Annotated in this window: 30 protein-coding genes and 1 pseudogene; 22 read left to right on the top strand and 9 right to left on the bottom strand. The window is 44.3% G+C overall.

What is annotated here, in order from left to right:
• Positions 1-384 precede the first annotated feature (384 nt).
• Positions 385-1,128, bottom strand: a complete 744-nt coding sequence (locus ACTRDR_RS12680; protein WP_440527916.1) for a helix-turn-helix transcriptional regulator — start codon at positions 1,126-1,128, stop codon at positions 385-387.
• A 227-nt stretch (positions 1,129-1,355) separates the two neighbouring features.
• On the opposite strand from ACTRDR_RS12680, the gene ACTRDR_RS12675 reads away from it, so the two are divergent.
• The 11 genes from ACTRDR_RS12675 to ACTRDR_RS12625 all read left to right on the top strand — a co-directional run bounded on the left by ACTRDR_RS12675 (position 1,356) and on the right by ACTRDR_RS12625 (position 9,049).
• Positions 1,356-2,378 (top strand): glycoside hydrolase family 5 protein, encoded by a 1,023-nt coding sequence (locus ACTRDR_RS12675; RefSeq protein ID WP_440527914.1) that lies wholly within the window; start codon positions 1,356-1,358, stop codon positions 2,376-2,378.
• Between the two features lie 461 nt (positions 2,379-2,839).
• Entirely contained in the window at positions 2,840-3,250 is a 411-nt protein-coding gene (locus tag ACTRDR_RS12670; protein WP_176935498.1) for a TIGR04076 family protein, read from the top strand.
• A 36-nt stretch (positions 3,251-3,286) separates the two neighbouring features.
• On the top strand, positions 3,287-3,664 hold the full coding sequence (locus ACTRDR_RS12665; protein ID WP_440527912.1) for an SdpI family protein: 378 nt from the start codon (positions 3,287-3,289) through the stop codon (positions 3,662-3,664).
• Between the two features lie 110 nt (positions 3,665-3,774).
• Positions 3,775-4,302 carry a hypothetical protein gene (locus tag ACTRDR_RS12660; protein WP_440527911.1) on the top strand — a complete coding sequence of 176 codons (528 nt, stop codon included), beginning with the start codon at positions 3,775-3,777 and terminating at the stop codon, positions 4,300-4,302.
• Between the two features lie 98 nt (positions 4,303-4,400).
• Positions 4,401-4,928: an NUDIX domain-containing protein gene (locus tag ACTRDR_RS12655; RefSeq protein ID WP_178710144.1), complete on the top strand. Its 528-nt coding sequence runs from the start codon at positions 4,401-4,403 to the stop codon at positions 4,926-4,928.
• A 68-nt stretch (positions 4,929-4,996) separates the two neighbouring features.
• The gene (locus ACTRDR_RS12650; RefSeq protein ID WP_440527909.1) at positions 4,997-5,191 is read left to right on the top strand and encodes a hypothetical protein; all 195 of its coding nucleotides are present in this window, start codon (positions 4,997-4,999) and stop codon (positions 5,189-5,191) included.
• A gap of 50 nt (positions 5,192-5,241) precedes the next feature.
• On the top strand, positions 5,242-5,559 hold the full coding sequence (locus ACTRDR_RS12645; RefSeq protein ID WP_117963304.1) for a TfoX/Sxy family protein: 318 nt from the start codon (positions 5,242-5,244) through the stop codon (positions 5,557-5,559).
• 103 nt (positions 5,560-5,662) lie between these two features.
• Positions 5,663-6,178, top strand: a complete 516-nt coding sequence (locus ACTRDR_RS12640; protein ID WP_440527907.1) for a helix-turn-helix domain-containing protein — start codon at positions 5,663-5,665, stop codon at positions 6,176-6,178.
• Between the two features lie 204 nt (positions 6,179-6,382).
• Positions 6,383-7,729: an ATP-binding protein gene (locus ACTRDR_RS12635; protein WP_440527906.1), complete on the top strand. Its 1,347-nt coding sequence runs from the start codon at positions 6,383-6,385 to the stop codon at positions 7,727-7,729.
• Positions 7,730-7,781: 52 nt separating this feature from the next.
• Positions 7,782-8,252, top strand: coding sequence for a GNAT family N-acetyltransferase (locus ACTRDR_RS12630; protein ID WP_022153335.1), 471 nt, complete (start codon positions 7,782-7,784; stop codon positions 8,250-8,252).
• 20 nt (positions 8,253-8,272) lie between these two features.
• Complete coding sequence (locus tag ACTRDR_RS12625) at positions 8,273-9,049, top strand: HAD family hydrolase (RefSeq protein WP_440527905.1); 777 nt, start codon at positions 8,273-8,275, stop codon at positions 9,047-9,049.
• Here the strand turns inward: ACTRDR_RS12625 and ACTRDR_RS12620 are convergent.
• The gene (locus ACTRDR_RS12620; protein WP_440527903.1) at positions 9,039-9,785 is read right to left on the bottom strand and encodes a copper homeostasis protein CutC; all 747 of its coding nucleotides are present in this window, start codon (positions 9,783-9,785) and stop codon (positions 9,039-9,041) included. The two genes, ACTRDR_RS12625 and ACTRDR_RS12620, sit on opposite strands and share 11 nt — an antisense overlap.
• A gap of 17 nt (positions 9,786-9,802) precedes the next feature.
• Complete coding sequence (locus ACTRDR_RS12615; protein ID WP_440527901.1) at positions 9,803-11,356, bottom strand: ABC-F family ATP-binding cassette domain-containing protein; 1,554 nt, start codon at positions 11,354-11,356, stop codon at positions 9,803-9,805.
• 336 nt (positions 11,357-11,692) lie between these two features.
• Between ACTRDR_RS12615 and ACTRDR_RS12610 the strand changes: the two genes are divergently transcribed.
• The 4 genes from ACTRDR_RS12610 to rsmA are packed head-to-tail and all read left to right on the top strand — an operon-like array spanning position 11,693 to position 15,810.
• Positions 11,693-12,343: a DUF4358 domain-containing protein gene (locus ACTRDR_RS12610; protein ID WP_440527900.1), complete on the top strand. Its 651-nt coding sequence runs from the start codon at positions 11,693-11,695 to the stop codon at positions 12,341-12,343.
• Positions 12,344-12,359: 16 nt separating this feature from the next.
• A complete protein-coding gene (locus tag ACTRDR_RS12605) occupies positions 12,360-13,775 on the top strand; it encodes an MBOAT family O-acyltransferase (protein ID WP_440527899.1) in 1,416 nt (471 codons plus the stop codon).
• Between the two features lie 20 nt (positions 13,776-13,795).
• Positions 13,796-14,914: a DHHW family protein gene (locus ACTRDR_RS12600; RefSeq protein WP_440527897.1), complete on the top strand. Its 1,119-nt coding sequence runs from the start codon at positions 13,796-13,798 to the stop codon at positions 14,912-14,914.
• 41 nt (positions 14,915-14,955) lie between these two features.
• Positions 14,956-15,810: a 16S rRNA (adenine(1518)-N(6)/adenine(1519)-N(6))-dimethyltransferase RsmA gene (gene rsmA / locus ACTRDR_RS12595; RefSeq protein ID WP_118692793.1), complete on the top strand. Its 855-nt coding sequence runs from the start codon at positions 14,956-14,958 to the stop codon at positions 15,808-15,810.
• Positions 15,811-15,822: 12 nt separating this feature from the next.
• Here the strand turns inward: rsmA and ACTRDR_RS12590 are convergent, their stop codons facing one another.
• Entirely contained in the window at positions 15,823-16,899 is a 1,077-nt protein-coding gene (locus ACTRDR_RS12590) for an undecaprenyldiphospho-muramoylpentapeptide beta-N-acetylglucosaminyltransferase (protein ID WP_440527895.1), read from the bottom strand.
• Between the two features lie 31 nt (positions 16,900-16,930).
• Positions 16,931-17,173: a TIGR03905 family TSCPD domain-containing protein gene (locus ACTRDR_RS12585; protein WP_022153086.1), complete on the bottom strand. Its 243-nt coding sequence runs from the start codon at positions 17,171-17,173 to the stop codon at positions 16,931-16,933.
• A gap of 216 nt (positions 17,174-17,389) precedes the next feature.
• Here ACTRDR_RS12585 and ACTRDR_RS12580 point away from each other — a divergent pair, with 216 nt between their 5' ends.
• On the top strand, positions 17,390-18,157 hold the full coding sequence (locus ACTRDR_RS12580) for a hypothetical protein (protein WP_440527893.1): 768 nt from the start codon (positions 17,390-17,392) through the stop codon (positions 18,155-18,157).
• A gap of 173 nt (positions 18,158-18,330) precedes the next feature.
• On the top strand, positions 18,331-19,680 hold the full coding sequence (locus ACTRDR_RS12575; protein ID WP_022153088.1) for a glucose-6-phosphate isomerase: 1,350 nt from the start codon (positions 18,331-18,333) through the stop codon (positions 19,678-19,680).
• 113 nt (positions 19,681-19,793) lie between these two features.
• On the opposite strand, the pseudogene ACTRDR_RS12570 reads toward ACTRDR_RS12575, so the two are convergent.
• Positions 19,794-19,977, bottom strand: a pseudogene (locus ACTRDR_RS12570) (hypothetical protein).
• A 167-nt stretch (positions 19,978-20,144) separates the two neighbouring features.
• Between ACTRDR_RS12570 and ACTRDR_RS12565 the strand changes: the two are divergent.
• Positions 20,145-21,107: a D-2-hydroxyacid dehydrogenase gene (locus tag ACTRDR_RS12565; protein ID WP_440527891.1), complete on the top strand. Its 963-nt coding sequence runs from the start codon at positions 20,145-20,147 to the stop codon at positions 21,105-21,107.
• Positions 21,108-21,301: 194 nt separating this feature from the next.
• Complete coding sequence (locus ACTRDR_RS12560) at positions 21,302-21,754, top strand: GtrA family protein (protein ID WP_440527890.1); 453 nt, start codon at positions 21,302-21,304, stop codon at positions 21,752-21,754.
• 104 nt (positions 21,755-21,858) lie between these two features.
• On the opposite strand, the gene ACTRDR_RS12555 is transcribed toward ACTRDR_RS12560, so the two are convergent.
• The 3 genes from ACTRDR_RS12555 to ACTRDR_RS12545 form a co-directional block, all read right to left on the bottom strand.
• Positions 21,859-22,893 (bottom strand): M42 family metallopeptidase, encoded by a 1,035-nt coding sequence (locus ACTRDR_RS12555; protein ID WP_440527888.1) that lies wholly within the window; start codon positions 22,891-22,893, stop codon positions 21,859-21,861.
• 161 nt (positions 22,894-23,054) lie between these two features.
• Positions 23,055-23,753, bottom strand: a complete 699-nt coding sequence (locus ACTRDR_RS12550; RefSeq protein ID WP_440527887.1) for a 5'-methylthioadenosine/adenosylhomocysteine nucleosidase — start codon at positions 23,751-23,753, stop codon at positions 23,055-23,057.
• A 34-nt stretch (positions 23,754-23,787) separates the two neighbouring features.
• The gene (locus tag ACTRDR_RS12545; protein ID WP_440527886.1) at positions 23,788-24,267 is read right to left on the bottom strand and encodes an S-ribosylhomocysteine lyase; all 480 of its coding nucleotides are present in this window, start codon (positions 24,265-24,267) and stop codon (positions 23,788-23,790) included.
• A 108-nt stretch (positions 24,268-24,375) separates the two neighbouring features.
• Between ACTRDR_RS12545 and ACTRDR_RS12540 the strand changes: the two genes are divergently transcribed.
• From ACTRDR_RS12540 to ACTRDR_RS12530, 3 genes are all read left to right on the top strand, one after another.
• Entirely contained in the window at positions 24,376-24,840 is a 465-nt protein-coding gene (locus tag ACTRDR_RS12540; RefSeq protein WP_118550952.1) for a cupin domain-containing protein, read from the top strand.
• A 119-nt stretch (positions 24,841-24,959) separates the two neighbouring features.
• Positions 24,960-25,544, top strand: a complete 585-nt coding sequence (locus ACTRDR_RS12535; RefSeq protein ID WP_440527885.1) for a DUF4352 domain-containing protein — start codon at positions 24,960-24,962, stop codon at positions 25,542-25,544.
• A gap of 302 nt (positions 25,545-25,846) precedes the next feature.
• On the top strand, positions 25,847-26,311 hold the full coding sequence (locus tag ACTRDR_RS12530) for an Hsp20/alpha crystallin family protein (RefSeq protein ID WP_118550954.1): 465 nt from the start codon (positions 25,847-25,849) through the stop codon (positions 26,309-26,311).
• Positions 26,312-26,400 lie beyond the last annotated feature (89 nt).

Raw genomic sequence — 26,400 nt, 5'->3', positions numbered from 1 at the left:
CAGTTTTACTTGATATGGTTATTCCATTTCATTTTGGATAAACAACTTCAAGTTTATAGGGATGATACAACAATTATTTTTGCATGGAAAAAAGAATCCGACGAGAAAGAAAAAAATTATTTACCACAACCACAGAACTTTTTGAATATAAGCACAAAACCACTGCGATAAATATTGAAGAAACGCACATAATATAAAATATATGAATTGAAGGAATATTTAATATCACAGAAAGATGCAGGAAAGGAAGAAAAGCTATTGTTAGAACCGTTTTATTTCTTACCTTTTTTGATAAAAGGAAACAGTAGTTGTTAAATTCTTCTCCGCTTCCCAGCAGGCAATGCGGAGCATATAGCCAGCAGAGTCAAGAACATTTCCGGACTTTTATTTGATGCCGGAAGTGCGGAAGTGTTCTGCACGATACTGCATTGGTGTTTTCCCGGTCTTTTCCCGGAATACAGATGTGAAATAACTTTGACTGGGAAACGCCAGGGTAGTAGAAATTACAGAGATCGCATAATCGGAATGGCAAAGCATATTCTGAGCGGTCTCTATTTTTTTGCTCTGTATATAGGAACTGACAGAAATTCCCATCTCTTTTGCGAACAGGTGACTTAAATAACCGGGAGATATGCCGGCATGAGCGGCGAGCGTCGGGACAGTGATACGATTATGTAAATGATCATAGATATATTCCAGACACTGGGCAACCGGACGGGAGCAGGCATGATTTCTATGCATTTTTTCCATACGAGTAGCGTAATCCAGACACATCTGCAGGTGCAGGGAGGAAATTTCTTTTTTTGATTTCATTAGATCCGCCTTATGAATGTAGTAGTCGCTGAGATCATAAGCCTCTGTGACTTGCATACCTCCTTCGATGCAGTATCTTGCCAGCATAGCAGCGGTGATGGCAAAGTGGTATTTCAGATTTTGCAGAGGAGAATCCGAGAGGATACCCAGGCCTTTCTTTTCCTGAAAAGATTCACGGCATAATTCTTTTACTTTTTCAGTATTTCCCTGCCTGACATAGCTGTAGAATTCCAGCTCCGGATCATAAGGGGCGCGATAAGTCTCTAATTCTCTGCGGACATATTGTTGATAGAGAAGTTCCTGAGGAATGTTCATATGGACACCTTTCTGAAATTATGAAAATGCTTTTCAAAACTGCTTTGCGATTCTTTCCCTTGTGGAGTGAAGATAGTGGAACACTGATAGCTATATATAATATAGCATAAAAACGATAAAAATAGTATAGAAACGATATATAAATGATGTTTGAAATTATATGCTAGAGAAAAGAAGAACTGCAGGATTATTAATTTTCCGTTGTGAAGGATCAGGAGGACAAGAGCATGAAATTAGAGAGAGGTATCAATTTAGGTGGCTATTTATCTCAGTGTGTGCATAGCACAGAACATTACGATGCATTTATTCAGGAGGAAGACATTCGTAAGATTGCTTCCATGGGATTTGACCATGTACGTCTGGCAATTGATTATGAAGTACTGGAAGATGAATATGGCAGAACCAGAGAAGAGGGCTTTGCCTACGTGACCAGAGTGGTGGAATGGTGTAAACGGCAGGGATTGAATATTGTACTGGACCTGCATAAAGCGTATGGCTATGATTTTAATAATGCCGGAGATAAGGGAAAAAATATTCTGTTTACAAATAAAATGGTGCAGAAGCGTTTTGTAAATCTGTGGATCAAGATTGCAGAGCATTATGCGAACGAGACTCATGTTGCGTTTGAACTGCTGAATGAAGTGGTAGAGCAGGAAAATGCGGAAGCGTGGAATCTGCTCATTGCGGAAACGGTGGACGCTATTCGCCGAATAGCCAGAGACACCATTATTATATACGGCGGAATTCAATGGAACAGTGTGAAGACATTGAAGCTGTTAGAGAAGCCCAAGGATGAAAATATATTGTTCACGTTCCATTTCTATGAGCCGTTGCTGTTTACCCATCAGAAAGCACACTGGGTACCGACCATCAGCCAGACCGAAGATATCTATTATCCGGAAGCAATGGACTATTATCGTACAAAGTCGCTGCCCATCGGATATCAGGGAGAAGTAGTCTGCAAGGCACAGTCTCAGACCATGGGAACCGAATTTATTACGGAAATGGTAATGGAAGCGGTTACTGCTGCGAAAAATGCCGGAGTGACTTTGTACTGTGGAGAATTCGGTGTTATTGATCAGGCTCCCGTAGAAGATACCCTGCGCTGGTTCACGGATGTAGATACCGTATTCCGGCAGTTCGCTATCGGCTGTGCTGTCTGGACTTATAAGGAGATGGATTTCGGACTTATTGGGGAACATTATGCACCGATCCGCGAACAATTGCTGAAGCTTTGGAACCGGAAGTAAATGGAAATCCTAATAAGCTCACAAGCTACTACGATCTTTTCAGAGTTGAGAATGGAAAAATCGCAGAGCACAGGGATGTAATGGAGACTATCGCTGATAAGTCAACATGGCAGAATCAGAACGGAAAATTTTAAAAAGTATTTATACATAAACTGAGTAAAAAGACCGAAATTCATATTTGATGAATTTCGGTCTTAAGCTTATTTAATGTCAGTTTCATTTTGTGTTATACTGTGTTATATGATTTGTTGGTCTCCGCTGCCGCTTCGGTCGGCACAGAGCAGATGTCCACCGGACATCTTGTGCCCTTGCTTTTTCCCTTATGAACATATAAGGGCAAACTCACCTGTCACAAACTTAGTGTTTTCAATAGCTTGTGAGAAATTTGATAACAAAATATAACAATTATTAAATTCCTTAAAACAGGTGAAATCTCAATCGGAATTTGGAGGTGTTGGCGAATGCAACATGAATGTAAAATAACTGTATTGGAAACAAAAGTTTTTCCGGAACTTCAGGAAAAATATCTTGCTGACCCGAAATCAGGACCGTGTCCATGTTTTAAGGTTGGAGATACATTTCTTTTGAAAAGGACACCGCAACAGGATGATTTTTATCATCTTATGAATGGAAAATTCTGTGGAGAAGCATGGGATGCTATTAGTAGGTATGTTTATACAGCATTACAGGGTGGTTCGATTATGCATGGTTGGACAAATGATGAAAGAATGATGATTGCCTGCTGCAATGACGGCACACGCCCTGTAATTTTCAAGATTGAAAGAATTGATATACCGGAAAACGAAGATGAAAAGCAGTGGTTAGAAAAACACGATTTCAAGAATACTGCTGAAAATGCATATACAGGATAAAAAACAAATCGGGAGTTGTAGTAAAGGAGGTTTACAATGGGGTTTTGGATTTTTATGTTGGTTATGGATTTGCTTCTTCCATTTACGATGATTGGTTTTGGAAGATATTTTATGAAAAAGGCTCCAAAGGAAATAAATTCAGTATTTGGATATCGGACTTCGATGTCTATGAAGAACAAAGACACATGGGAATTTGCTCATAAATATTGTGGTAAAGTCTGGTATGTCTGTGGAATGGTTATGTTGCCGATAACAGTAATATTCATGCTTTTAGTGATTGGAAAAAATGAAGATTGTGTTGGGAGTATAGGAGGAATTATCTGTGGTGTTCAACTTATTCCTTTAATTGGGTCTATTCTCCCAACAGAAATAGCATTAAAAAAGAATTTTGATAAGAATGGAACAAGACGATAAATGCCAATTTTTGAAACTGAGAAATCGGGATTGACCGAGTTCTTTGAGTGAGATACACTTCTTGGACGAAGGGAAGGAAGAAGAAAAAAGTACTTTAGAGGTATTATGGAATGAGTAATAAATTGGTTGAGCACAAAGAATCAAAAGAAATATTAACAGGAAATCAAAAGAAAATTTTGTTTTGGATTTGTTTCATTATTTTAAGTATAGCTTTCATTACAGTCTGGATAAATATACTTTTGACATCTAAAGCATTTAATACACAAATGGAAGAGATGGTACTGGGAGAAGATTACTATATGGAGGATATTGTGATTACAGGTAAAAGGGTTGAAGATGCCTCGGCTGATACGATATCTCAGAATTATTTCTTCTACTACAACAATGGAAAAGTGAATGATTATCACAAGCGAATGCAAGTACCGGGATTTGTATATTCGGAATATAATGTAGGAGACTCCATAGCTGCATATACCACAGACCATGTTAGTTATTCTTATTACAAGTATGGGATTCTTCCGGATACAGAGTATACAAACAATGAATTAATGAAAGTGGCTGGCGTATCGCTTGGAATAGGAATATTTTTATTGGCTTTGTTTGGTGTATTAAGTAAGAAAATGAATTACAAGAAGTAACCAACTTCCCGTTTATTGGGAAGGCGCAGAGAACGAAAAATCGGGATTTGTCGATTTGGGAAGTCATATTTTATGTCAATGATAGGGAGAAATGCATAATGAATACAGAAGTAAGTATAAATTTACAAGATACCCAATGGCAATTTGAGTATGTTGATCATGATAGAAATATTGCCAGAGCAATCGTTTATGATGAAAGTGGACAATTCTATTTTGTAAGAGCAGAACGAGATGATGATTTTGGAAAAGCAACATTAATTGAAACTGCTGGCGGTGGTGTCGAAGATGGAGAAGATTTGCTTACTGCCATTCAGAGAGAACTTAAAGAAGAATTAGGGGTACAGGTAGAAGTGGTTTGCAAAATTGGAGTTGTAAGTGATTATTATAATCTGATTCACAGACATAATATTAATAATTATTTTTTGTGTAAAGTAGAGTCGTTTGGAAAAAAGAATTTGACGCAAGATGAGATAGATTGTTTTCATTTATCAACATTGAAATTGTCATATGAAGAAGCAATTCAAGAGTATGAAGATAGAGCGAATACAAGATTGGGAAAACTTGTAGCAAATAGAGAATTACCTATTTTACATCGTGCAAAAGAAATAATCGATATAAGTTTTTAGTAATGATTCATTTAAACGAATTCCAGTTTTTGAAACTGAGAAAACGGAATTTGTGGGAGGAGATTACAATGAGAAAGTGTATTCGTTGCAAATGTGAAATGAGAGAAAACTATGATGTTAAGGTCGAAGGCGGAGCTTATGGATTAAAAATCACGAAGCAAGGCATATTCAAGGACAATCTCGGAAAGATTCGTGTTGCAGTTTGTCCTGAATGTGGGTATCTTGAATTTTATTTGGAAGACACTTCCAAGCTGAAGAATTAGACAACTTCTCGTTTATCCAATAGAAAAATAAGAATAGATTGGAGAAAGATATGGCTTCAAGTAAAGAATATTTAACCTTTATATTGGAACAGTTATCCGATTTAGAAGGAATTTCATACCGTGCGATGATGGGCGAGTATATCATCTATTATCGTGAGAAAATTGTTGGCGGTATATATGACGATAGGTTGCTTGTAAAACCTGTAAAATCTGCTGTTTCACTTATGCCTAATGCAATTTATGAGTTGCCCTATGATGGAGCAAAAGAGATGTTGTTGGTTGATAATGTTGATAACAAAAATTTCCTGACAAGATTGTTTGTCGCTATGTATGATGAACTTCCTGCACAAAAAAAGAAGAAGTCATAAAATCGGAATTTTTAGCAATATTTACAGATGTTAATTTGCGTTGCTTGTGGCAACGGCTGTTTTGACATTTAATAGTTGTATCAAAACAAAGGAGGCACAGGTTATGTTAAACGAAAATATTAGAAATCTACGAAAGGCAAAAGGAATTTCACAAGAAGAATTGGCTATTAAGTTAAATGTAGTAAGGCAAACAGTATCTAAATGGGAAAAAGGGTTATCCGTTCCTGACTCAAGTATGCTTGTTTCGTTGGCAGAAGAACTTGATACATCTGTAAGTACCTTGCTAGGAGAAACCATACAAGAAGAATGTTTGAACAAGGGAGATTTAAAGAATATTTCTGAAAAACTTGAAGTCATCAATCTACAATTTGCTAAACAAAGCGAAAGAAAAATTAAAACTATTCGTTACTCACTTATTTTAGTGTGTGTAATTATTGCAGTAGTATTTATTGCTCTCGCAACTATGAATAGTGAATATTTGACTTGGGACTTTAATAACCCAGAGTTAGCGATTACAGGTACTTTATTGCATGGTTTTGAATTTTTATTTGTAAGATTGGCACCATTCGTTTTTGTTAGTTCTGTAATTGGGATTGTACTCACATATAGAAAACGATAACTTCAAGTTTATAGGGATGATACAACAATTATTTTTGCATGGAAAAAAGAATTCGACGAGAAAGAAAAAAATTATTTACCAGGTAAATTGAATAAAACGGGGCAAAATATATATAATAAAATTGAAAAAACGGGGCAAAATATTACAAATCATATTGAAAAAACGGGGCAAAAGAGATACTGTTAAAAAGGGAGGAGGGAATTTATGTATAGAAAAGACTCTATTATCATAGAAGAATGGTTGAAAAGATCGGATAAAGCATTATTGGTAACAGGCGCAAGACAGATTGGAAAGACCTGGCTGATAAGAGAGGAAATTGCCAAAAGCGGATATTGTAAGTTTGAAGTTAATTTTATAGATCAGCCGGATTTGGTGGATTATCTCAATGTAAAAATGAGTGCGAATGAGTTCCTGGTGAAATTAAAAATGATTATGCCGGAGGATTGTAAGCCGCAGGAAACGGTCGTCTTTTTTGATGAGATACAGAAATGTCCGGAAATAGTGACAAAAATAAAATTCCTTGTAGAAGAAGGCAGCTTCAAATATGTAATGAGCGGATCCTTATTAGGAGTAGAGCTTAAGGGAATAACGTCGGTTCCGGTTGGATATTTAACTGTTTTGAGAATGTATCCGATGGATTTTGAAGAATTCATGATAGCAAATAATGTGTCAAAAACAACTTTGGAAATGTTGAAAGCGAAATTTGAAACATGTCAGCCCGTGGATGAATTCATACATCAGAAGCTATTGTCTCTGTTTTTTATCTATCTAATTGTCGGAGGCATGCCGGATGCGGTAAAAATCTATATTGCTACAAAAGATATCCGGGAAGTGGATAAGGTACAACGGGATATCGTTGCGCTATATAAAGAGGATTTCTCTCAATATGAGAGTGAAGATAAAAAACTGAAATTGATATCTATTTATGATATCATTCCGGCAGAATTGAACAAACAGAATAAAAAATTTGTATTTACAATGCTGAATAAAGAGTTAAAGTTTGACAGATATGAAAACAGCTTTTTATGGCTGAAAGATGCCGGAGTTGCGTTACCGGTGTATAACGTGAAAGCTCCTGTTATTCCTCTCAAAGCGAGCAAGAGCAGTAATGTGTTCCGACTTTTTTCCAATGACACCGGTTTGCTTACCAGTGCATATCCGGCGGAAACCAAACTGGAACTGATCAATAAAAACAGCGAAGTAAATAACGGTGCTCACTTTGAAAATGCTGTGGCACAGCAATTAACGGCCAATGGTTTGGAACCTTTTTTCTGTAAAAAGAAAAATATAGGGGAACTGGATGTTTTGGTCGAAATGGATGGGAAAGTGGTTCCCATTGAGGTGAAATCCGGGAAAGCTTACAAGGCACACAAATCCTTGGATAACTTTATGAAAATTTCTGAATATCATATTGAGAAAGCATATGTTTTATCGGTAGCAAATATGGAACAGGAGGGAGCCGTGGTATATCTTCCCATCTATATGTGCTATCTTTTAAAAGAACGGAAAATTGGAAAGTTAATCGTGGATCTAGACATGGAAGGGTTATAACACCGGGAGAAGTAATAAAACGGGATTTGTCGAATAAAGGAGCGAAATAGAAATGAAGATTCGCAAGGCAGAAAAAAAGGACATTCCAAGAATTCTTGCACTGTTGGGGCAGGTATTACAGATACATGCAGAGATCCGTCCGGATATTTTTATACCGGGTACTACGAAATACACCCCCTGCGAGCTGACAGAGCTATTACAACAGGAGGATCACCCTATCTATGTAGCCGTAGACGAGGACGATCTGTGCATGGGCTATGCATTCTGTCAACTCAGGGAGCAACCCTTTTCCACTAATATGGTCCCCTTCAAATCACTGTTTATCGATGACCTTTGCGTTGACAAGCAGACACGGGGGCAGCATATCGGGGAAAGCCTGTTTGAATATGTGAAACAGCAGGCAAAAGAACTGGGCTGCTATGAAGTAACCCTGAACGTCTGGGCAGGCAACACTTCGGCAGAGCACTTTTATGAAAAGATGGGAATGAAGACAAAAGAACGGCAGATGGAATATATCCTGTGAGCCGGATAGAGGTGGCAAGTATGATTAAAATTGCATTTTTTGATGTCGATGGGACACTTCTGAAGATGGGGCATAAAGAGTTAAGTGAGCGGACGCTGCATGCATTAATTTCTCTTCGTCGGAATGGGGTGAAGCTGTGTATGGCGACCGGAAGAGGATATCTGTCGGCGCCGCGTTTTCCGGGAATTGATTTCGATGCTCTTCTGACCTTTAACGGTTCTTATGTAACAGTAGGAGACGAGATTATTTTTAAGTGCCCGCTTGATCGGATGGACAAGCTTCAGATCCTTCAGAATCTGAAAGACATGCATAGGGCGGTAGCGATAAGTAACGAACATTTTATCATCACCAACGGTACAGATCCGGATCTGGAGCAGTATTTCAGATTCGGTAATGAGATGCTGAAAATCAATAAACAATTCGATGAACGGGTTCGTGAGGATATCTATCAGATGATGTGCGCCTGCCGGGAAGAAGAGTATGAGCGGATTCTGGAAGGTACGCACCATACACAGATTACAGCGTGGTGGGATAGAGCGGCTGATATCATTCCTCTGGAATGTGGGAAGGGAAACGCTGTGCGCGCGGTACTTCAGCATTTTGGCTTTACAAAGGAGGAAGCCATCGCTTTTGGAGATGGCTTCAATGATATCGAGATGCTGGAAGCAGTCGGCACCGGTGTGGCCATGGGGAATGCGAAGGATGAGATCAAAGCCCACGCCACCTGCACGTGCAAATCGGTGGAAGAAGACGGAGTCTACGATTTTTGCTTAGAACATGGGCTGATTACAATATAGGCATTGCTGCCCGCATTTCCTTCACCTTTCCGGCATCCACTGCTTCATATGCATTCTTTCGGTTTCTATCATAAGAGAAGTCCACGTCCTGCAGGGAGGAGGTCGCATCCGGCTGCCAGCTTCTGCAGGATGTATGAACCTGCTCTATGCTCGTATATTCCATCAGAGCGTTTACGTTTTGTGCATTCACGCCGCTTCCGGCTAAAAATGTGATATCCTTACCATACTGGCTTTGCAGCTTTTGCAATTGCGTTCTGCCCGACCATACATCGGGTGCACCACCACTGGTGAGGATCCGGTCCGCACCAAGTAAGATCAATGCTTCCACCGCACGTTCCTGTTGCGCAACACAATCAAACGCCCGGTGAAATACAGCTTCTTTTCCGGCGCTATGGATGATGTCGATCATTTTCTGTGTCCGGTTCCTATGGATGGCATGGTCCTCTGTCAGGAAGCCGAAAGCAATACCGTCAGCTCCGTGCTCTAAAAGGATGCGGGCATCTAAGAGCATGGTCTCATATTCATCCTGTGAATAGCAGAAGCCGCCTCCTCTTGGGCGGACCATGGTTACAATAGGGATGCTGCACTGCTCTTTTGCACAGATCAGATTGGCGGTAGAAGGTGTGAGACCACCCAGATACAGTGCACTGTTAAGCTCCACCCTGTCGGCACCATTTTGCCAGGCGGTTTTTACATCTTCGAAGCTGCCGCAGCAGATTTCCAATAATCCTTTCAAAATAATCCCTCCTCAATTTATATCTTCGTGGTCCACTGGGAGAGATCCCATACCTGGGTAGCCAGTCCGTCATAGAATTCCGGTTCGTGGCAGACCATGAGAATGCTGCCCTTGTATTCCTGCAGGGCACGTTTCAGCTCGTCCTTGGCATCGACATCCAGGTGGTTCGTCGGCTCATCTAACAGCAATACATTCGTGGCGCGGTTCATCAGCTTGCAGAGACGTACCTTTGCCTGTTCGCCACCGCTCAATACCTTGACGCGGCTCTCGATATGCTTGGTGGTGAGTCCGCATCTTGCCAGGGCGGAACGGACTTCATACTGGGTGAAGGAGGGGAACTCCTGCCAGATCTCTTCGATGCAGCTGTTGTCTCCGGAGCCGGACATTTCCTGCTCGAAGTATCCGATCTCCAGATAATCGCCCTGCTCCACTTCACCGGACAGCGGAGGGATCAGACCCAGAATGCTTTTTAACAGAGTGGTCTTACCGATACCATTGGCACCGATCAGCGCCACCTTCTCGCCACGTTCCATAGACAGGTTCAGAGGCTTGGACAGCGGCTCATCGTAACCGATGACGAGATCTCTGGTCTCGAAAATGATGCGTCCGGTAGTACGTCCTTCTTTAAAAGAGAATTCCGGCTTCGGCTTCTCCGCAGCCAGCTCGATGACATCCATTTTGTCCAGCTTCTTCTGCCGGGACATCGCCATATTACGGGTGGAGACTCTTGCTTTATTTCTTGCCACGAAGTCCTTCAGATCGGCGATCTCCTTCTGCTGGCGGTTGTAAGCAGCCTCCAGCTGGGACTTTTTCATGGCATAGACTTCCTGGAACTTGTCGTAATCGCCCACGTAACGGGTCAGCTCCTGGTTGTCCATATGATAGATGAGGTTGATGACACTGTTCAGGAAGGGAATGTCATGGCTGATCAGAATGAAAGCATTCTCGTATTCGTTCAGATAACGCTTCAGCCATTCGATATGCTCCGCATCCAGATAGTTGGTAGGCTCGTCCAAGAGCAGGATATCCGGCTTCTCCAACAGGAGTTTTCCCAGCAGGACCTTGGTACGCTGGCCGCCGGACAGTTCGGTGACATCACGATCGAGACCGATCTCCATCAATCCTAAGGCTCTTGCCACTTCTTCCACCTTGGTATCGATCATATAAAAGTCGTGCATGGTTAAGAGGTCCTGGATCGTCCCCAGATCTTCCATATACTGTTCCAGCTCTTCGGGAGTGGCATCTCCCATTTTGTCGCAGATCTCGTTCATCTGTGCTTCCATATCATATAAAAAGTCAAAGGCGGAAGCCAGCACCTGGCGGATGGTCATGCCGGGAGTCAGCACGGTATGCTGGTCCAGATAGCCGACACGGACATTTTTCGCCCATTCCACTTTTCCCTCATCCGGCATGAGCTTGCCGGTGATAATATTCATAAAAGTAGATTTGCCTTCGCCATTGGCACCGATGAGGCCGATATGTTCGCCCTTTAACAGTCGAAACGATACATCGTTAAAAATAGCACGGTCACCGAAGCCGTGGGTCAGGTGTTCTACGTTTAATATACTCATAATTCCTCACATTCTGCTGCGTATGCAGCGGATACACGCTAATAGTCCTTTGCAAGTATAGCGTAGGGTTTATCCTTTTGTAAAGTAAAAAGCGGGGAGAGGGCAAAAATCAAAGTAAAAAGCCGGGAAAAAGGCAAAATTGAGTTGTGATGTGCTATAAATCTGTGCTATGATGTATCCGCTTACGCAGTAAAAATGAAAGACTTTAATGCAGGAAAATATAATGTAATGTGAAACTTTTCGTTGTATTTGTCGTTTGATAGAATAGGCATCCCCATAGTGGGGACACTATAACAATAAGTATGGGCATATCCCATAGAAAAGAGGAGAGACTTTATGAAGAAGAAATTAGCATGTATGTTACTTATGGGTACTTTGGCACTGTCCATGGCGGCCTGCGGAAACGGGCAGGACAAGGATACCGGTGCTGCTACAGAGACCGGTGTGGAAAGCACAGAAGGCACCGCGGAATCCACCGGGACGAGTGCAGAGAGCACTGAGGCGGAAAATGCCGGCACACAGCAGGAAAGTGGAGATGTGGCATCGGCATTACAGAACGCCAAAAAAGCAGTGGCAGATGCGCTGGGTGATGATTACTGGCCGGATTCCGAGATCCCGGAGGAAATGCTGAATGAGACCTACGGTGTCAGTGCAGATCTGTATGATGCTTATCTGGGTGAGTGCCCCATGATCAGTGTCAATGTAGATACTTTATTGATTATTCACGCAAAAGATGGTAAGGTAGAGGATGTAGAAAATGCATTGAACGCCTACCGTGACAGTCTGGTGAATGACACGATGCAGTATCCCATGAATCTTGGCAAGATTCAGGCATCCCGGGTGGAACGGATAGGTGATTATGTATGCTTTGTACAGTTGGGCGCGGACACTTCCTCTGTGGAAGAGCAGGGAGATGAGGCCGTGATCACTTACTGTCAGGAGCAGAATGAGCTTGCCCTGGAGGCTGTCAGACAGACTCTGGAGTAAATGCGGAGTAGAGTGAATGGTATTCAGCAGTGTGTTGTTTCTTTTTCGGTTTTTACCGATTTTTATGATCTGCTATTTCCTGGTTCCCCGGAACATGAAGAATCTGGTTCTGTTTCTGGGGAGCCTGGTCTTTTATGCCTGGGGAGAGCCGGTCTATATTTTTCTGATGCTTTTTTCCACGATTTCGGATTTCGTATGGGGAAGGCTGATAGAGGAATATAGGGGGGAGGATCGCTCCAGGATCTTTTTGTTATGTTCTGTTGTTATCAACCTGTTTATCCTGGGATTTTTTAAATATGCCGATTTTCTGCTGCAGACGGTGAATACAGTGTTTGGAACATCGCTTCCGTTGCTGGGGCTTCCGTTACCCATCGGTATCTCTTTTTACACCTTCCAGACCATGTCTTATGTGATCGATGTATACAGAGGAGATGTCAAAGCGCAGCGCAATATTTTACAGTTCGGTGTCTATGTGACCATGTTCCCGCAGCTGATCGCGGGACCGATCTTAAAATATCATCAGGTGGAACGCTATCTGCAGGACAGACATGCGGATATGGAGACGATCGGTTACGGTGTGAAACGTTTTGTGACGGGACTTGCGAAAAAAGTACTGCTTGCCAATAACCTGGGACTTTTGTGGCAGCAGGTCTCAGCACTGGAAAAAAGTGAGATGAGTGTCCTGATGGCATGGCTTGGAATTGTCGCTTTTGCGTTCCAGATCTATTTTGATTTTTCCGGATATTCGGATATGGCGATCGGGCTGGGAGCCATCCTGGGATTCCATTTCCCGGAGAACTTTAATTATCCGTATATTGCAGCTTCCGTGAAAGATTTCTGGCACAGATGGCATATTTCCTTAAGCACCTGGTTCAAGGAATATGTATACATTCCGCTGGGAGGCAACCGTAAGGGTCTGCCCAGACAGATCCTCAATATCCTGATCGTATGGACGCTGACGGGAATCTGGCATGGAGCAGGGTGGAATTTCCTGTTCTGGGGACTTTGGTTTGCCCTGTTTTTAATTCTGGAAAAACTGTTTTTGGGAGAAATCCTGAAAAATGCACCGGTGGTGTTTGGCAGAGTCTATACACTGGCGGTGGTCCTGATCAGCTGGGTATTTTTCGCACTGGAGAAGCCGGGAGAGATTCTGGCATATCTGCAGACGATGTTTGGATTAAACGGTGTGGGACTGGTGAATTCCAAGGCTCTGTTTTTAGGGAATGAGTATCTGGTATTATTGGTGATCGCTCTGATCGCATGCCTGCCCCTTGGAAACCACCTGGTGCATGCACTGCGAAGCAGTAAGACCGGACCCGCCATGGCACTTTACCGCCTGGGAGAAAAGGTGATCCCCGCAGCGTTACTGATACTTTCGATCGCTTATATTGTGGATGCGTCTTATAATCCGTTTTTGTATTTTAGATTTTGACCGGGAAGGAGGAACAGCGTGTGGATGAAAAAAGAAATGCTCTCCTGACGGTGGGACTGGTGTGTGCGGTGCTTTTCGTTCTGGGAGTTGCCGATCTGTGCAACAGCGACAGAGTCTATTCGGAATCGGAGAACCGAGTACTAGCGTCCCGGCCTGTTTTTTCCTGGGAAAGTCTCCTCTCCGGGAAATACGGGGATGCTTATGAAGAATATATGTCCGATCAGTTCACCGGTCGGGATAAATGGGTGGGAATTAAGACCCGCGCGGATATTCTGTTCCGGAAAAAGGAGGTCAACGGCGTATATCTGGGATCGGATCATTACCTGATCGGGGTAAACGATCCGGAGGAATACACACAGCAGATGGAGGATTCCCGCATCGTTTCCCTGAAAAAGCTGGTAAACCGGTGGGATGCCAAAGTCATGCTGGTACCTACGGCGGATAATATTCTGACAGATAAGCTGCCGGCTTTTGCGCCCTGTTATGATGAGACGAGACTGCTTGCGAAGGTGAAGGAATCTGTCGGTGAGGAGAACTATATTGATGTGTATTCCGCATTGCAGGAGCATGCGGGGGAACCGATCTATTACCGCACGGATCATCACTGGACCAGCCTCGGAGCCTATTACGGATTCCTGGCATGGGCAGACAGCATGGGGAAATTCCCCTATCCGTATAATACGGCAGGCATGAAGACAGTGTCGGAGGATTTTCAGGGGACCCTGCAGTCCCGGATCAATGTGGCCTGGACGAAGGATAAGATACAGTATTTTCCCGAGACGGAGAAAAAGCCGGTAACGGTCACCTATGATTTTGCAGATACGGCGGACTCTCTGTATGCCCCGGAATATCTGGAGACTAAGAACCAGTACGGATTTTTCCTGAATGATAATCATGCATTTATAGAGATCCATACGGGATATAATGCCGGGAAGACGCTTTTTGTGATCAAGGATTCCTATGCGAACAGCATGATCCCGCTGCTGACGGCGCACTATGAGACGATCTATGTGGTGGATCTTCGGTATTTTAACGGGAAACTGTTCCAGCTCATGGAGCAGTACGAGCCCGAGCAGGGCATGGATGTGTTGGTACTGTATGACTGCATTCACTTTTTAGAGGATTTTAAATTCTATTAAGGATTCACATTATTAACATAAGTAATATAAGGAGGTTTACCATGGCTTATTTGGGAATTCCCCAGAATACCATCGCGGTACTTCAGAAATACCATTTTAATTTTCAGAAAAAATTCGGACAGAATTTCCTGATAGATACGACGGTCTTAGACCGGATCATATCTTCCGCGGAGATCACGAAGGAGGATTGTGTGCTGGAGATCGGTCCGGGCATCGGCACCATGACACAGTATCTGGCGGAGCGCGCGGGCAGTGTTGTGGCGGTGGAGATCGACAAGGCGTTACTTCCGATCCTGGAGGAGACTCTGCAGGATTACGATAATGTAACAGTGATCAATGATGATATTCTGAAAGTGGATATTAACAGACTGGTGGAGGAGAAAAATGGTGGACGCCCCATAAAAGTCGTGGCAAATCTGCCCTATTACATCACGACACCGATCATTATGGGACTGTTCGAGAGCCGTGTACCGCTGAAAAGCATTACGATCATGGTACAGAAGGAAGTGGCGGATCGTATGCAGGTAGGACCCGGCACGAAGGATTACGGCGCTTTATCCCTGGCAGTGCAGTATTACGCGAAGCCGGAGATCGTGGCTAACGTTCCTCCGAACTGTTTTATTCCGAGACCCAATGTCGGCAGTGCGGTGATCCGTCTGACCCGTTATGAAGAGCCGCCTGTGAAGGTAAAGGATGAGAAGAAGATGTTTTCCCTGATCCGGGCTTCCTTTAACCAGCGAAGAAAGACTCTGGTGAACGGTCTCGGCAATGCGGGACTTCCCGGAATTACAAAAGAATCAGCGTCAGCAGCTCTCGAACAGATGGGATTGTCACCTACCGTTCGCGGAGAGGCACTGACGCTGGAACAATTTGCACAGCTGAGTGATCTTATTTAGATTGTTAAGATGCTAATTCGTCTTTTTATCTGCCGCTTCATTGATCAGTTCCATAATGGTCTTAACGGCATCCATCTGATGGCTTTTGCTCATGGCGTCCACATAATTCTGGCGGTTAAAGTACAGTTCATGTACTTTATCTACCAGAAGATTCGTCGTAATATCATCCTCATTCAGGACAATGGAATATCCTTGGGCTTCGAAGGAAGCGGCGTTCAACAACTGGTCTCCGCGGCTGCTGGCAGCAGGCAGGGGGATCAGGATGTTGGGCTTTTTCAATGCCAGAAGCTCGCAGATGGCATTGGCTCCGGCGCGGGAGATCACAATATCTGCCATGGCGAAGATGTCCTTTAATTCCGCTTTGATATATTCAAACTGTTTATACCCGGGGGTGTTTAATAACAGATTGTCAATCTTGTCTTTGCCGCAGAGGTGTACAACCTGGAAATCCGCCAACAGCTTCGGCAGGGCATCACGGACTGCCTTATTGACATTGGCAGCACCCAAACTTCCGCCGATGACCATGATCACAGGCTTATTCGCAGTAAATCCGCACATGTTAAGCCCCGCAAGCTTACTGCCCTCGGCCAGCTCCGCACGGATGGGAGAACCGGTGAGCACCGCCTTATCTGCGGGGATGTTCTTCATGGTCTCCGGGAAATTACAGCATACCTTTTCCGCTACAGGAATGCACAGCTTGTTTGCCAGCCCCGGAGTCATATCCGATTCGTGAATGATACAGGGAATATGTAAGGAAGCTGCAGCGCGGACCACGGGGACGCTTACGAAGCCTCCCTTGGAAAATACGACATCCGGCTGATAATTTTTCAGATAATTGCGTGCTTCCACGAATCCCTTCATGACACGGAAAGGATCCGAGAAGTTCTTCGGATCTAAGTATCTGCGGAATTTGCCGGTGGAGATTCCCGTGTAAGGAATATTGAAGTCGGCGATCAGCTTCTTCTCGATGCCTTCATAGGAACCGACGTAGGCAATCTCATAGCCGGCTGCCTGCAGCGCCGGTAACAATGCAATATTCGGTGTAACGTGTCCGGCAGTTCCGCCGCCGGTCAGTACTATTTTTTTCATAAAATCTCAATGCCTTTCGGTAACCTGTTTATTATTTTGCGATCATTTCTTCCAGGGCGTGAGCCAGCTGGTCGGGACAGGAGGTAGGTTTGAAACCACAACGGATCCCCTTGAGACGGCTGATGGCCTCTTCCGGCTTCATGCCCTTTACCAGAGCACTGATGCCCTGGAGGTTGCCGTTGCATCCGCCGGTGAATTTAACGGAATCGATGACACCGTCCTTTAATTCTACGTCGATCATAGTGGAGCAAGTACCCTTTGTCTTGTATATCATAAGTAAATCAACCTCTTTTCTAACAGAATCACTAAAGACTGATTATAGCAGATTTTTATGGTTTATACAATAATGTCAGAATTCTTTTCTTGTTATAAAAAATGTAGAAAGCTCATAATTCCTGTCTGACACAGTAGAAAAATGACGATGGAAAAACGTACAAAACATGACATATATACGTTATACTTGAGAAAACGACGGAAAGGAGTTTTGAGGATGTTTACGATATTTAAAGAAGAAAAAGTGATCACGGCGGGGATCCTGGTATTTTTGTGCCTCAGCGTGCTGGTGCGTCTGATGCTGGCGTGGATGTATCATACAATGATCCGGGAAACGGACAATATGGCAACTACGGGAAACCGGCTTTTGAAACAGTGCAAGGTCAAATTCGCAAATTGTTACCAACTGAACGGAGGCGTGTCCAATATTCCGGTGTTTGTGGACAAGTTCTTAAACCGCTTGTCCTTCGGACATTTATCCTTTGATGCATGGTATCATCTGTCCGGGCAGTGCATGCTGTTCTCTGTGGTATTTGCGGGAGTGGGGATCTGTAAGGGGATTCTGGACGGAAGAATGTTAGGTGAGATACTGCCTTTTTATATTGCGAGTTTCCTGGGGCTGTATCTCTATTTTTCCCTGTCGGCGCTGGTGGATATCAAGGGGAAGCAGCGGGTACTGAAGACGAATCTGATCGATTATCTGGAAAATCACCTGTCCGGCAGGATCCCGGTGACGGAGCAGGACTACGAGAGACTGTACGGAGCGTCGAAGCTCCCCGGCAGGCGGACAGTGGAGTTGATGCCGATCCGGGGGAGGGCTGCACAGCCGCAGGAGATGGTTCGGGAGACCGGAAGAGAGGTATTTTCCACGGAACATGAGATGCCCGGGAAAATGGAAGACAGAGGCATGGCTCAGCAGGATGAATCTTCAAGCGTCACGGAGGAAGAATTACAGGCACTTTTGCAGGAACTGCTTACTGTATAATAAATGGAAACGATTTCGATATACATCTTGAAAATGGAATGTAACTTTGTTAAAATAAAAACTATCTGGGGCATATTTGCAAAAAGAAAGCTTCACAAAAAAATTATGCAAATATGGATCAGAAAAGTTTTGTTAAGTATGTGATATATCTGAAAGATATAAGGAGGAGCATTATGAGCAGACAAGTTACATTTGATTATTCCAAGGCCGGCTCTTTTATTTCTGAAGAAGAGATCGGTTACATGAAGAAGCTTACCCTGGATGCGAAGGAGACCCTGGTATCCAAGACCGGCGCAGGCAATGATTTCCTGGGATGGATCGATCTTCCCGTAGATTACGATAAGGAAGAGTTCGCCCGCATCAAGGCAGCAGCGAAGAAGATCCAGAGCGATTCCGACGTTCTGCTGGTTATCGGTATCGGTGGTTCTTATCTGGGAGCCAGAGCGGCTATCGAGTTCTTAAGCCACAGCTTCTACAATGTGCTGGATAAGAGTGTACGTAAGACTCCGGAGATCTACTTCTGTGGTAACTCCATCAGCTCCACCTATCTGAAGCACCTGATGGATGTAGTAGGCGACAGAGATTTCTCCATCAACATGATCTCCAAGTCCGGTACCACCACAGAGCCCGCTATTGCTTTCCGTGTATTCAAGGAGAAGCTGGAAGCTAAATACGGCAAGAAGGGTGCGGCAGAGAGAATCTATGCTACCACTGATAAGGCGAAGGGAAGCTTAAAGCATCTGTCCGATGAGGAAGGCTACGAGACCTTCGTAGTACCTGATGATGTAGGAGGACGTTTCTCCGTACTGACCGCTGTAGGCCTGTTACCTATCGCTGTCAGCGGTGCTGATATCGACAAGCTGATGGAAGGTGCAGCCAGCGGAAGAAAGCGTGCCCTGGAGAATGATTTCGAAGAGAACGATGCGCTGCAGTATGCAGCTCTGCGTAACATCTTACTGCGCAAGGGCAAGAGTGTTGAGATCCTGGCGAACTACGAGCCCGCTGTTCACTATGTAAGTGAGTGGTGGAAGCAGCTGTTCGGTGAGAGCGAAGGTAAGGACAACAAGGGTCTGTTCCCTGCAAGCGTGGATCTGACCACCGATCTGCATTCCATGGGTCAGTTCATTCAGGACGGTTCCCGTGTAATGTTCGAGACCGTAATCAACATCGACACTCCGAGAGAGGAGCTTACGATCGGCGAAGAGCCTGTTGATCTGGATGGTCTGAACTATCTGGCAGGCAAGACCGTTGATTTCGTCAATAAGAGTGCTATGAACGGAACCATTCTGGCACATACCGACGGTCAGGTTCCCAACTTCATGGTAACCGTTCCCGAGGTAAATGAGTTCTATCTTGGCGAGCTGTTCTATTTCTTCGAGTTCGCATGTGGTGTCAGCGGATACCTGCTGGGTGTAAATCCTTTCAACCAGCCCGGTGTAGAGAGCTACAAGAAGAACATGTTCGCTCTGCTTGGCAAGCCCGGTTACGAGGCACAGAGAGAAGAACTGCTGAAGAGACTGTAATTGTTACAAGCAATCATATATCTGCAAAGTATAAAAGACAGCGTAATGAATTGATTTCATTACGCTGTTGTTGTATTATAAGCTTATATTTTAGGATGCCAGGGTCAAAAGGTCTAAGCCCACATGAGCTTGCTCATAAGTGGGTGAAAGACCTTAGGACCCGCCCCGATATGAGCATAAAAGTGGGATGATAATCCCACGATATGCGAATAGAGGGTAGGGTGCTATGTGCCAGTGGCACATGTTTAGCACGGACCGAAGCGGAGCGGAGACGTGAGAGTGCGTAGCACGGAACAATCCGTAGGCATCAGAGTCGGGGGCTTATGACCCCGACATCATTTTATAGAATAATGAGTGTAAGAGAATCAAGATGCTTGTATCATTGATGAACATGATACGAAGATGTTTATGTGACATAGAATGATGATTCAAATACTACAAAAGAACAGGAGAGAACGGTAAAAATGAAGATTGTATTGCTGGAGAGAAACAGTGCGGGTACGGATGTGCCGGTAGATTGTTTTTATGAACTGGGAGAAGTAACATCCTATCCCAATACGGTTACGGTAGAAGAAGTGGCAGAGCGTGTAGGAGATGCGGATGTTATCGTCTGCAACAAGGCTCCGATGAGAGAAGAATCCCTGAAAAATTGTCCGAACGTGAAGTTGATCTGTGAACTTGCCACCGGATACGACAACTGTGATCTGGCATATTGCAAGTCCAGAGGAATCAAGGTGGCAAATGTGGTGGACTATTCCACAGCCATGGTAGCACAGCATACCTTTACCCTGGCACTGGCATTGAGCCAGAAGCTGCCTTATTATGATGAATATGTAAAATCCGGCGCTTACAGTGCACAGGACCGTTTTTCTAATTTTGACAGACCTTTTTATGAATTGGAAGGCAAGACCTGGGGCATCGTAGGAATGGGAAATATCGGTAGAAGAGCCGCAGCGATCGCAACGGCTTTCGGTTGTAAGGTGATCTTCTATTCCATCACCGGCAAGAGCACCTGCACGGATTATCCCCAGGTGGACAAGGATACTTTATTAAAAGAGAGTGATTTTCTGTCCCTGCATTGTCCGTTGAGTGATCTGTCCCGCAACTTCATCGACAAGGAAGCTCTCCGTAAGATGAAAAAAACGGCGGTTCTCATCAATGTGGCGAGAGGCCCGGTAGTGAACAACGCCGATCTCTATGAGGCGCTGGTGGCAGGAGAGATCCAGGCAGCAGGTCTGGATGTGCTGGAGAAGGAGCCCCTGGAGCTGTCCAATCCGTTAAGCAAACTGAAGGACAGCAACAAGCTGATCATTACCCCTCATCTGGCATGGGCAAGCGTGGAAGCACGTACCCGTTGCGTGCAGGGAGTCTATGAGAATATCAAGGCATTTATGCGCGGCGAGAACCGGAATGTGGTAAATTTATAAGCGCTGCTACAGTATAGAATTTCATAAACAGTGATTAAGATATACACAAATGTCTTCGGAATGCTTGCATTTAAGGGGATATTTGTGTATATTTGTTATCTGTAGTTTAACTATTTGGGAAAACTCTGAAAGAGCGATTTTGCGAATGGGGTTCTGAATAGTATTAATCCAAGCACAGAGAAATGAGGAACAATATGGTAGAAAAAATAAAGGCACTGTGGATCAAGTATGAAGAGATCATTGCATATCTGATCGTAGGTGGACTGACCACGGTCGTATCCTGGGCAGCGAAGTTCTTAGCAAACTTCTTGTTATTTGACAATACGATGTATCCCACACCGTTCCAGAATGTTGTATTGAGTATTATTAACTGGACCGCCGGTGTTATTTTTGCATATTTCACGAACCGTAAGTTCGTATTTAAGAGCAACGCACCGATGCTTTCGGAGGCTCCGAAATTCGTCCTTTCCAGAGTATCTACCCTGATCCTGGATATGGTAGTGATGCAGGTGCTGACCGCAGTCGGTGTAAACCTGCTGATTGCAACCGTGATCTCTGCGGTTCTGGTCATCATCGGCAACTATGTCTTCAGTAAGCTGTTCGTATTCAACAAGAAAAAAGACGACGAAGCGGAAGAGGCAAAATAAATATATTAACTTGCGAGAGTATTATAAAAGCAGTCCGGAACCGGCAGAAGATAGAAAATCTGTCGGTCTTCGGACTGCTTTTTATGTGCAATTTATATTTGGAGTTATGCCAGATAAGCCTTTAATAATTCCAGTGTTGCGGCAACGGCATCCTTGTGGGAACGTTCATAGCCGTGGGAAGCATAGACACCGGGGCCGATGAGCCCGTGTCTGGCGTCGATGCCGGCGCTTAATGCGGCATCAGCATCGGAACCGTAGTAGGGATAGACATCTGCAGCGTAGTCGATATGATTGTCCTTCGCAGCCTGGATCAGGGCTTTGACTACATCATAATGATAAGGCCCGTGACCGTCCTTCACGCAGATGGATACCTGACGATCCGTGCATTCCAGTCCCTCTCCGACGCAGCCCATATCTACGGACAGCAGTTCCTCCACATCCTCCGGAACGGAAGCGCAGGCACCGTGGCCGACCTCCTCAAAGACGGTGATATGCTGGTAGACTTTGCGGGACAGCTTCAGATCTTCGTCCTTTACATATTTAGCAAATCCCAGCAAAATAGCGGTGCTGAGCTTGTCATCCAGGAAACGGCTCTTGATGTAGCCGGACTCGGTGATACGGGTACGGGGATCCATGCAGACGAAGGAACCGTTCTCGATTCCCAGTGCCTTGACTTCTTCCTTGGAGGAAACCTTTTCGTCCAAAAGGACTTCCACAGAGTCAAAAGTTCTTTCGGACTTCTGATAATCGTCGTTGACATGGATGGAAGCGTCGGTCAGCTGTACGGTACCGTCGTATACTTTACCGTCCAGCGTGTAGATACGGCAGTTTTCTGTCTCAATATTGTTGGCATTTAAACCGCCGACTTTGGTCAGGTGGAGACGGCCGTTATTTTTAATCTCTGCCACCATGCCGCCGAGGGTGTCTACGTGAGCCATGGTCAGGACAGCATTACCCTTACCGCCGATTTCTACGAGGACACCGCCTTTTTTGGTCTTGACCGGTTTGTAGCCGAGGCGTTTATATTCTTCACAGAGATAGTCGGTCACTTTCTCGGTAAATCCGGAAGGGCTGTCGATGGCAAGAAGGGCTTCTGCCTGTTTTAAGATATATTCGATATATTTCTTTTCTTTTTTCATATTAAAAACCTGTCTTTCATTATTATCTTCATTTTGAAAACAGCATATGAAACCATAATACAAGTAAAATTTGTATTGTCTCATAATTACTCGATTTAGATTTGGAAAGCTGTGTTCAGAAGAATATAAAGGTATTAAAATGCTGATATTTCAAATGTTTTTTAAATAAGGGGCATCATAGCTTCTACCAGCTTGGCGGAATGCAGTGCTGCGGCCTTTTCAAAGGTAGGATAATCCATCTCGGCGCTGTCATCTGCTTTATCGGAGATAGCACGGATGATGACAAAAGGAATGTCGTTTAAGTATGCACCGTGGGCAATGGAAGCCCCCTCCATCTCAGCACAATCTCCCTGAAATTCCTGAATCAGACGAGTCTTGACCTCTTTGCTGGAAATGAACTGGTCACCGCTGACCACGCGCCCGGTATGAACGTGAATGTCCGGATTGACTTCTTTACAGGTGGAGACAGCGACTTGAGCGAGATGTTCATCTGCGATAAATTCCCGGCAGCCTAACTGAGGAACCTCACCGGGCTTGTAACCGAAAATAGTGGCATCCACATCATGATGCAGCGCATCCCTGGAGATCAGGATATCTCCGATGTCCAGGGCAGCATTCAGGGAACCTGCCACGCCGGTATTGATGATAGCAGTAACTCCGAAGAGATCTGCCAGGATCTGTACACAGAGAGCGGCATTGACTTTGCCGACACCGCTGCGGACGATGACAACGGGAGTACCGTTTAATGTGCCTTCGTGAAACTCCATGTGGGCTTTGGTAGTGATCTTGGTGGTGGTCATGTGAGCTTTGAGAGTCTCTACCTCCAGCTCCATGGCACCGATGATTCCGATTTTTTTCATGAGTGTTTTCCTGTTCTTTCTTAAAAAATTATAATCACTCCGGATATACCAGGCGGCTGTCATTAATATTGTACAGCACATGATCCAGATAGCGTTTTGCCAGATAATTTGCCATGCCCAGATTCATATCCAGATAGTTGCCGCAGTCCTTGGGAGATGCACCGGGTACCTCGCCCTTGTAATCGCGGATGAACTCGAACATTTCCACCATCAGGGGGACGATATCCTTAGAGGAAAGGTCACCGGCTAACAGCAGGTAGAAACCGGTACGACATCCCATGGGTCCAAAGTAGACAGTCTTGTCTTTGTATTCCGGATGATTACGCAGGAAGGTCGCAGCCAGATGCTCGATGGTGTGAACTTCTGCGGTATTCATCACCGGCTCCTCGTTGGGACTGGTCATACGCAGATCGAAGGTGGTGATGACTTCTGCTCCGATGTGATCCTTACGGGATACATAGACACCGGGCTGCAGCTTGATATGGTCAATGGTGAAGCTGGCTATTTTTTCCATAAAATTCTCCATTCCGCGCCATGCAGTACTTTTGCAATTGCGCTTTTTCTCTGCATAGTATACACTAATTTCATGGAAAAAGAAATAGTCGGAGAGAGGAAAGCATTTATGAAACATTCAGCGGAATATTATATTGAACATCTGGAAATGGAACCCCATGTGGAGGGTGGCTATTTTAAAGAATGCCTGTTGGAAAAGGAAGACAGAGATCTGTGGAGCAGCATTTATTTCATGCTGGCAAAGGGTGAAGTTTCAAATTTTCACCGCCTGAAATCGGACGAGGTGTGGTATTACCATGATGGCAATGCACTGACAATCTATATGATCGATGAGGAAGGAAAACTGACCGCTGCGAAGCTGGGACTGGATCTGGAAAAGGGCGAAGTGCCTCAGGTACTGGTTCCGAAGGGAATGATCTTCGGTTCTGCCATGGAAGAGGAGGGATTCAGCCTGGTGGGATGTATGGTGTCCCCTTGTTTTAAATATGAAGAATTTGAACTGTTTGACCGGAAAGAATTACTGGAAAAATATCCGGAACACAGAGAAGTGATCCTGCGGCTGACCCGTGAGTAAGCACTTACATTCACAAGGTAGCGCAATAAAGTATTGCGCTCTGTCGATTTGTGTGTTATACTGGCTTCGCATGCAAATAGCTGCATGTAAACAAGGTTTATGAGAGGGAGAAAAGAAAAATGAAGAAATTTGCAGGAATTATGGTAGCAACTGTACTGGCTTTCAGCCTGGTAGCATGTGGTCCTGTGGACAGCGCTGTTCAGAACCTGGCGGGAGCTGTTTCCAACAGCGGAAGCAGTAACAGTGGTGTGGTAACCGCAGATGACGACGGATATGCAGAGGGACGTATCGGAGATGTAATGAGAACTTATTTCTTCGACTACACAGTAAACAGCGCGTATACCTGCAAGGAATTTGAAGGATATACACCTGCAGAGGGAAATAAGCTTCTGGTAGCAGAAATAACGGTTAAGAACACAGATCGTTCTACTGTTACTATGTATGATACCGATTTCCAGATCCAGTGGGGCGATGATGACGATGATGATGCTTATGATGCACCGATTACCTATTATGGTGATGCCGTAAGCGACGATCAGCTGCCGGAAGAGTACGATCTGAGTGTTAACGAAGAGAGAACCGGGCTGCTGGTATTTGAAGTACCTGAGGATTCCAAGGATTACTCTATTTCTTATCTGGAGCAGTTCTCCAATGAGACCGAGGGAGACGTGTTCTTCGTATATTTCACAGCAAAGGATAAGTAAGATCAATTATATTATTTATGAGAGTAAGGACCGAAGCCCTGTGGATCATAGTGCTCCGGTCTTTTTTGCTGTTTATTTTTAATTTATAATTATATAATTTTTCCTTAATTGACATACTAATATATAGGTGTTATAGTACAGCTAGAACAAGGGAGAGGAAGAAAGATCAAGAGAATGAAAGAAGATCGAGATCAGAAATCCAAGACTGGTTCGGAAGTCCGATGGTGGTTACCGGAGGATGGAAAAGGTAAGAGGTATCGAAAGACACCGACATATGTTTAATAGAAAAGGAGAGATGACTTATGTTATTACCTAGCATTTTTGGAGAGAACTTATTTGATGACTTTTTTGACGATGTACCTTTCTTTGACAACAGAGCAGAGAATCAGATAGAGAAGAAACTGTATGGCAGACATGCACACAATGTAATGAAGACCGATATCAAGGAGAACGATGATGGCTATGAGCTGATCGTTGACCTGCCCGGCTTCAAGAAGGATGAGATCAAGGTATCTCTGGAGGATGGTTATCTGACCATCGAGGCTGCCAAGGGTCTGGATGAGGATGAGCAGGAGAAGAAATCCGGCAAGTACATCCGCAAGGAACGTTATGCAGGTTCCTGCCAGCGTAGCTTCTATGTTGGTGACAACCTGACCCAGGAGGATATCAAGGGTGAGTTCAAACATGGTATCCTGACCCTGAATGTTCCTAAGAAGGAAGCAAAACCTGCAGTGGAGACCAATAAATACATCGCCATTGAGGGATAATCTCTGAATACAAAAACCGTTGCCCGTAAGGGCAGCGGTTTTTTTATGGGCTTTAGCCTGTTGAGTGCATCGGAGTTTCTCCAAACGGA

It is taken from the genome of Simiaoa sp., from assembly GCF_051972595.1.
GTDB classification, from domain to species: domain Bacteria; phylum Bacillota; class Clostridia; order Lachnospirales; family Lachnospiraceae; genus Acetatifactor; species Acetatifactor hominis.
The sequence above is the reverse complement of the archived record's forward strand: the minus strand, read 5'-3'. Positions and strand labels throughout refer to the sequence as shown.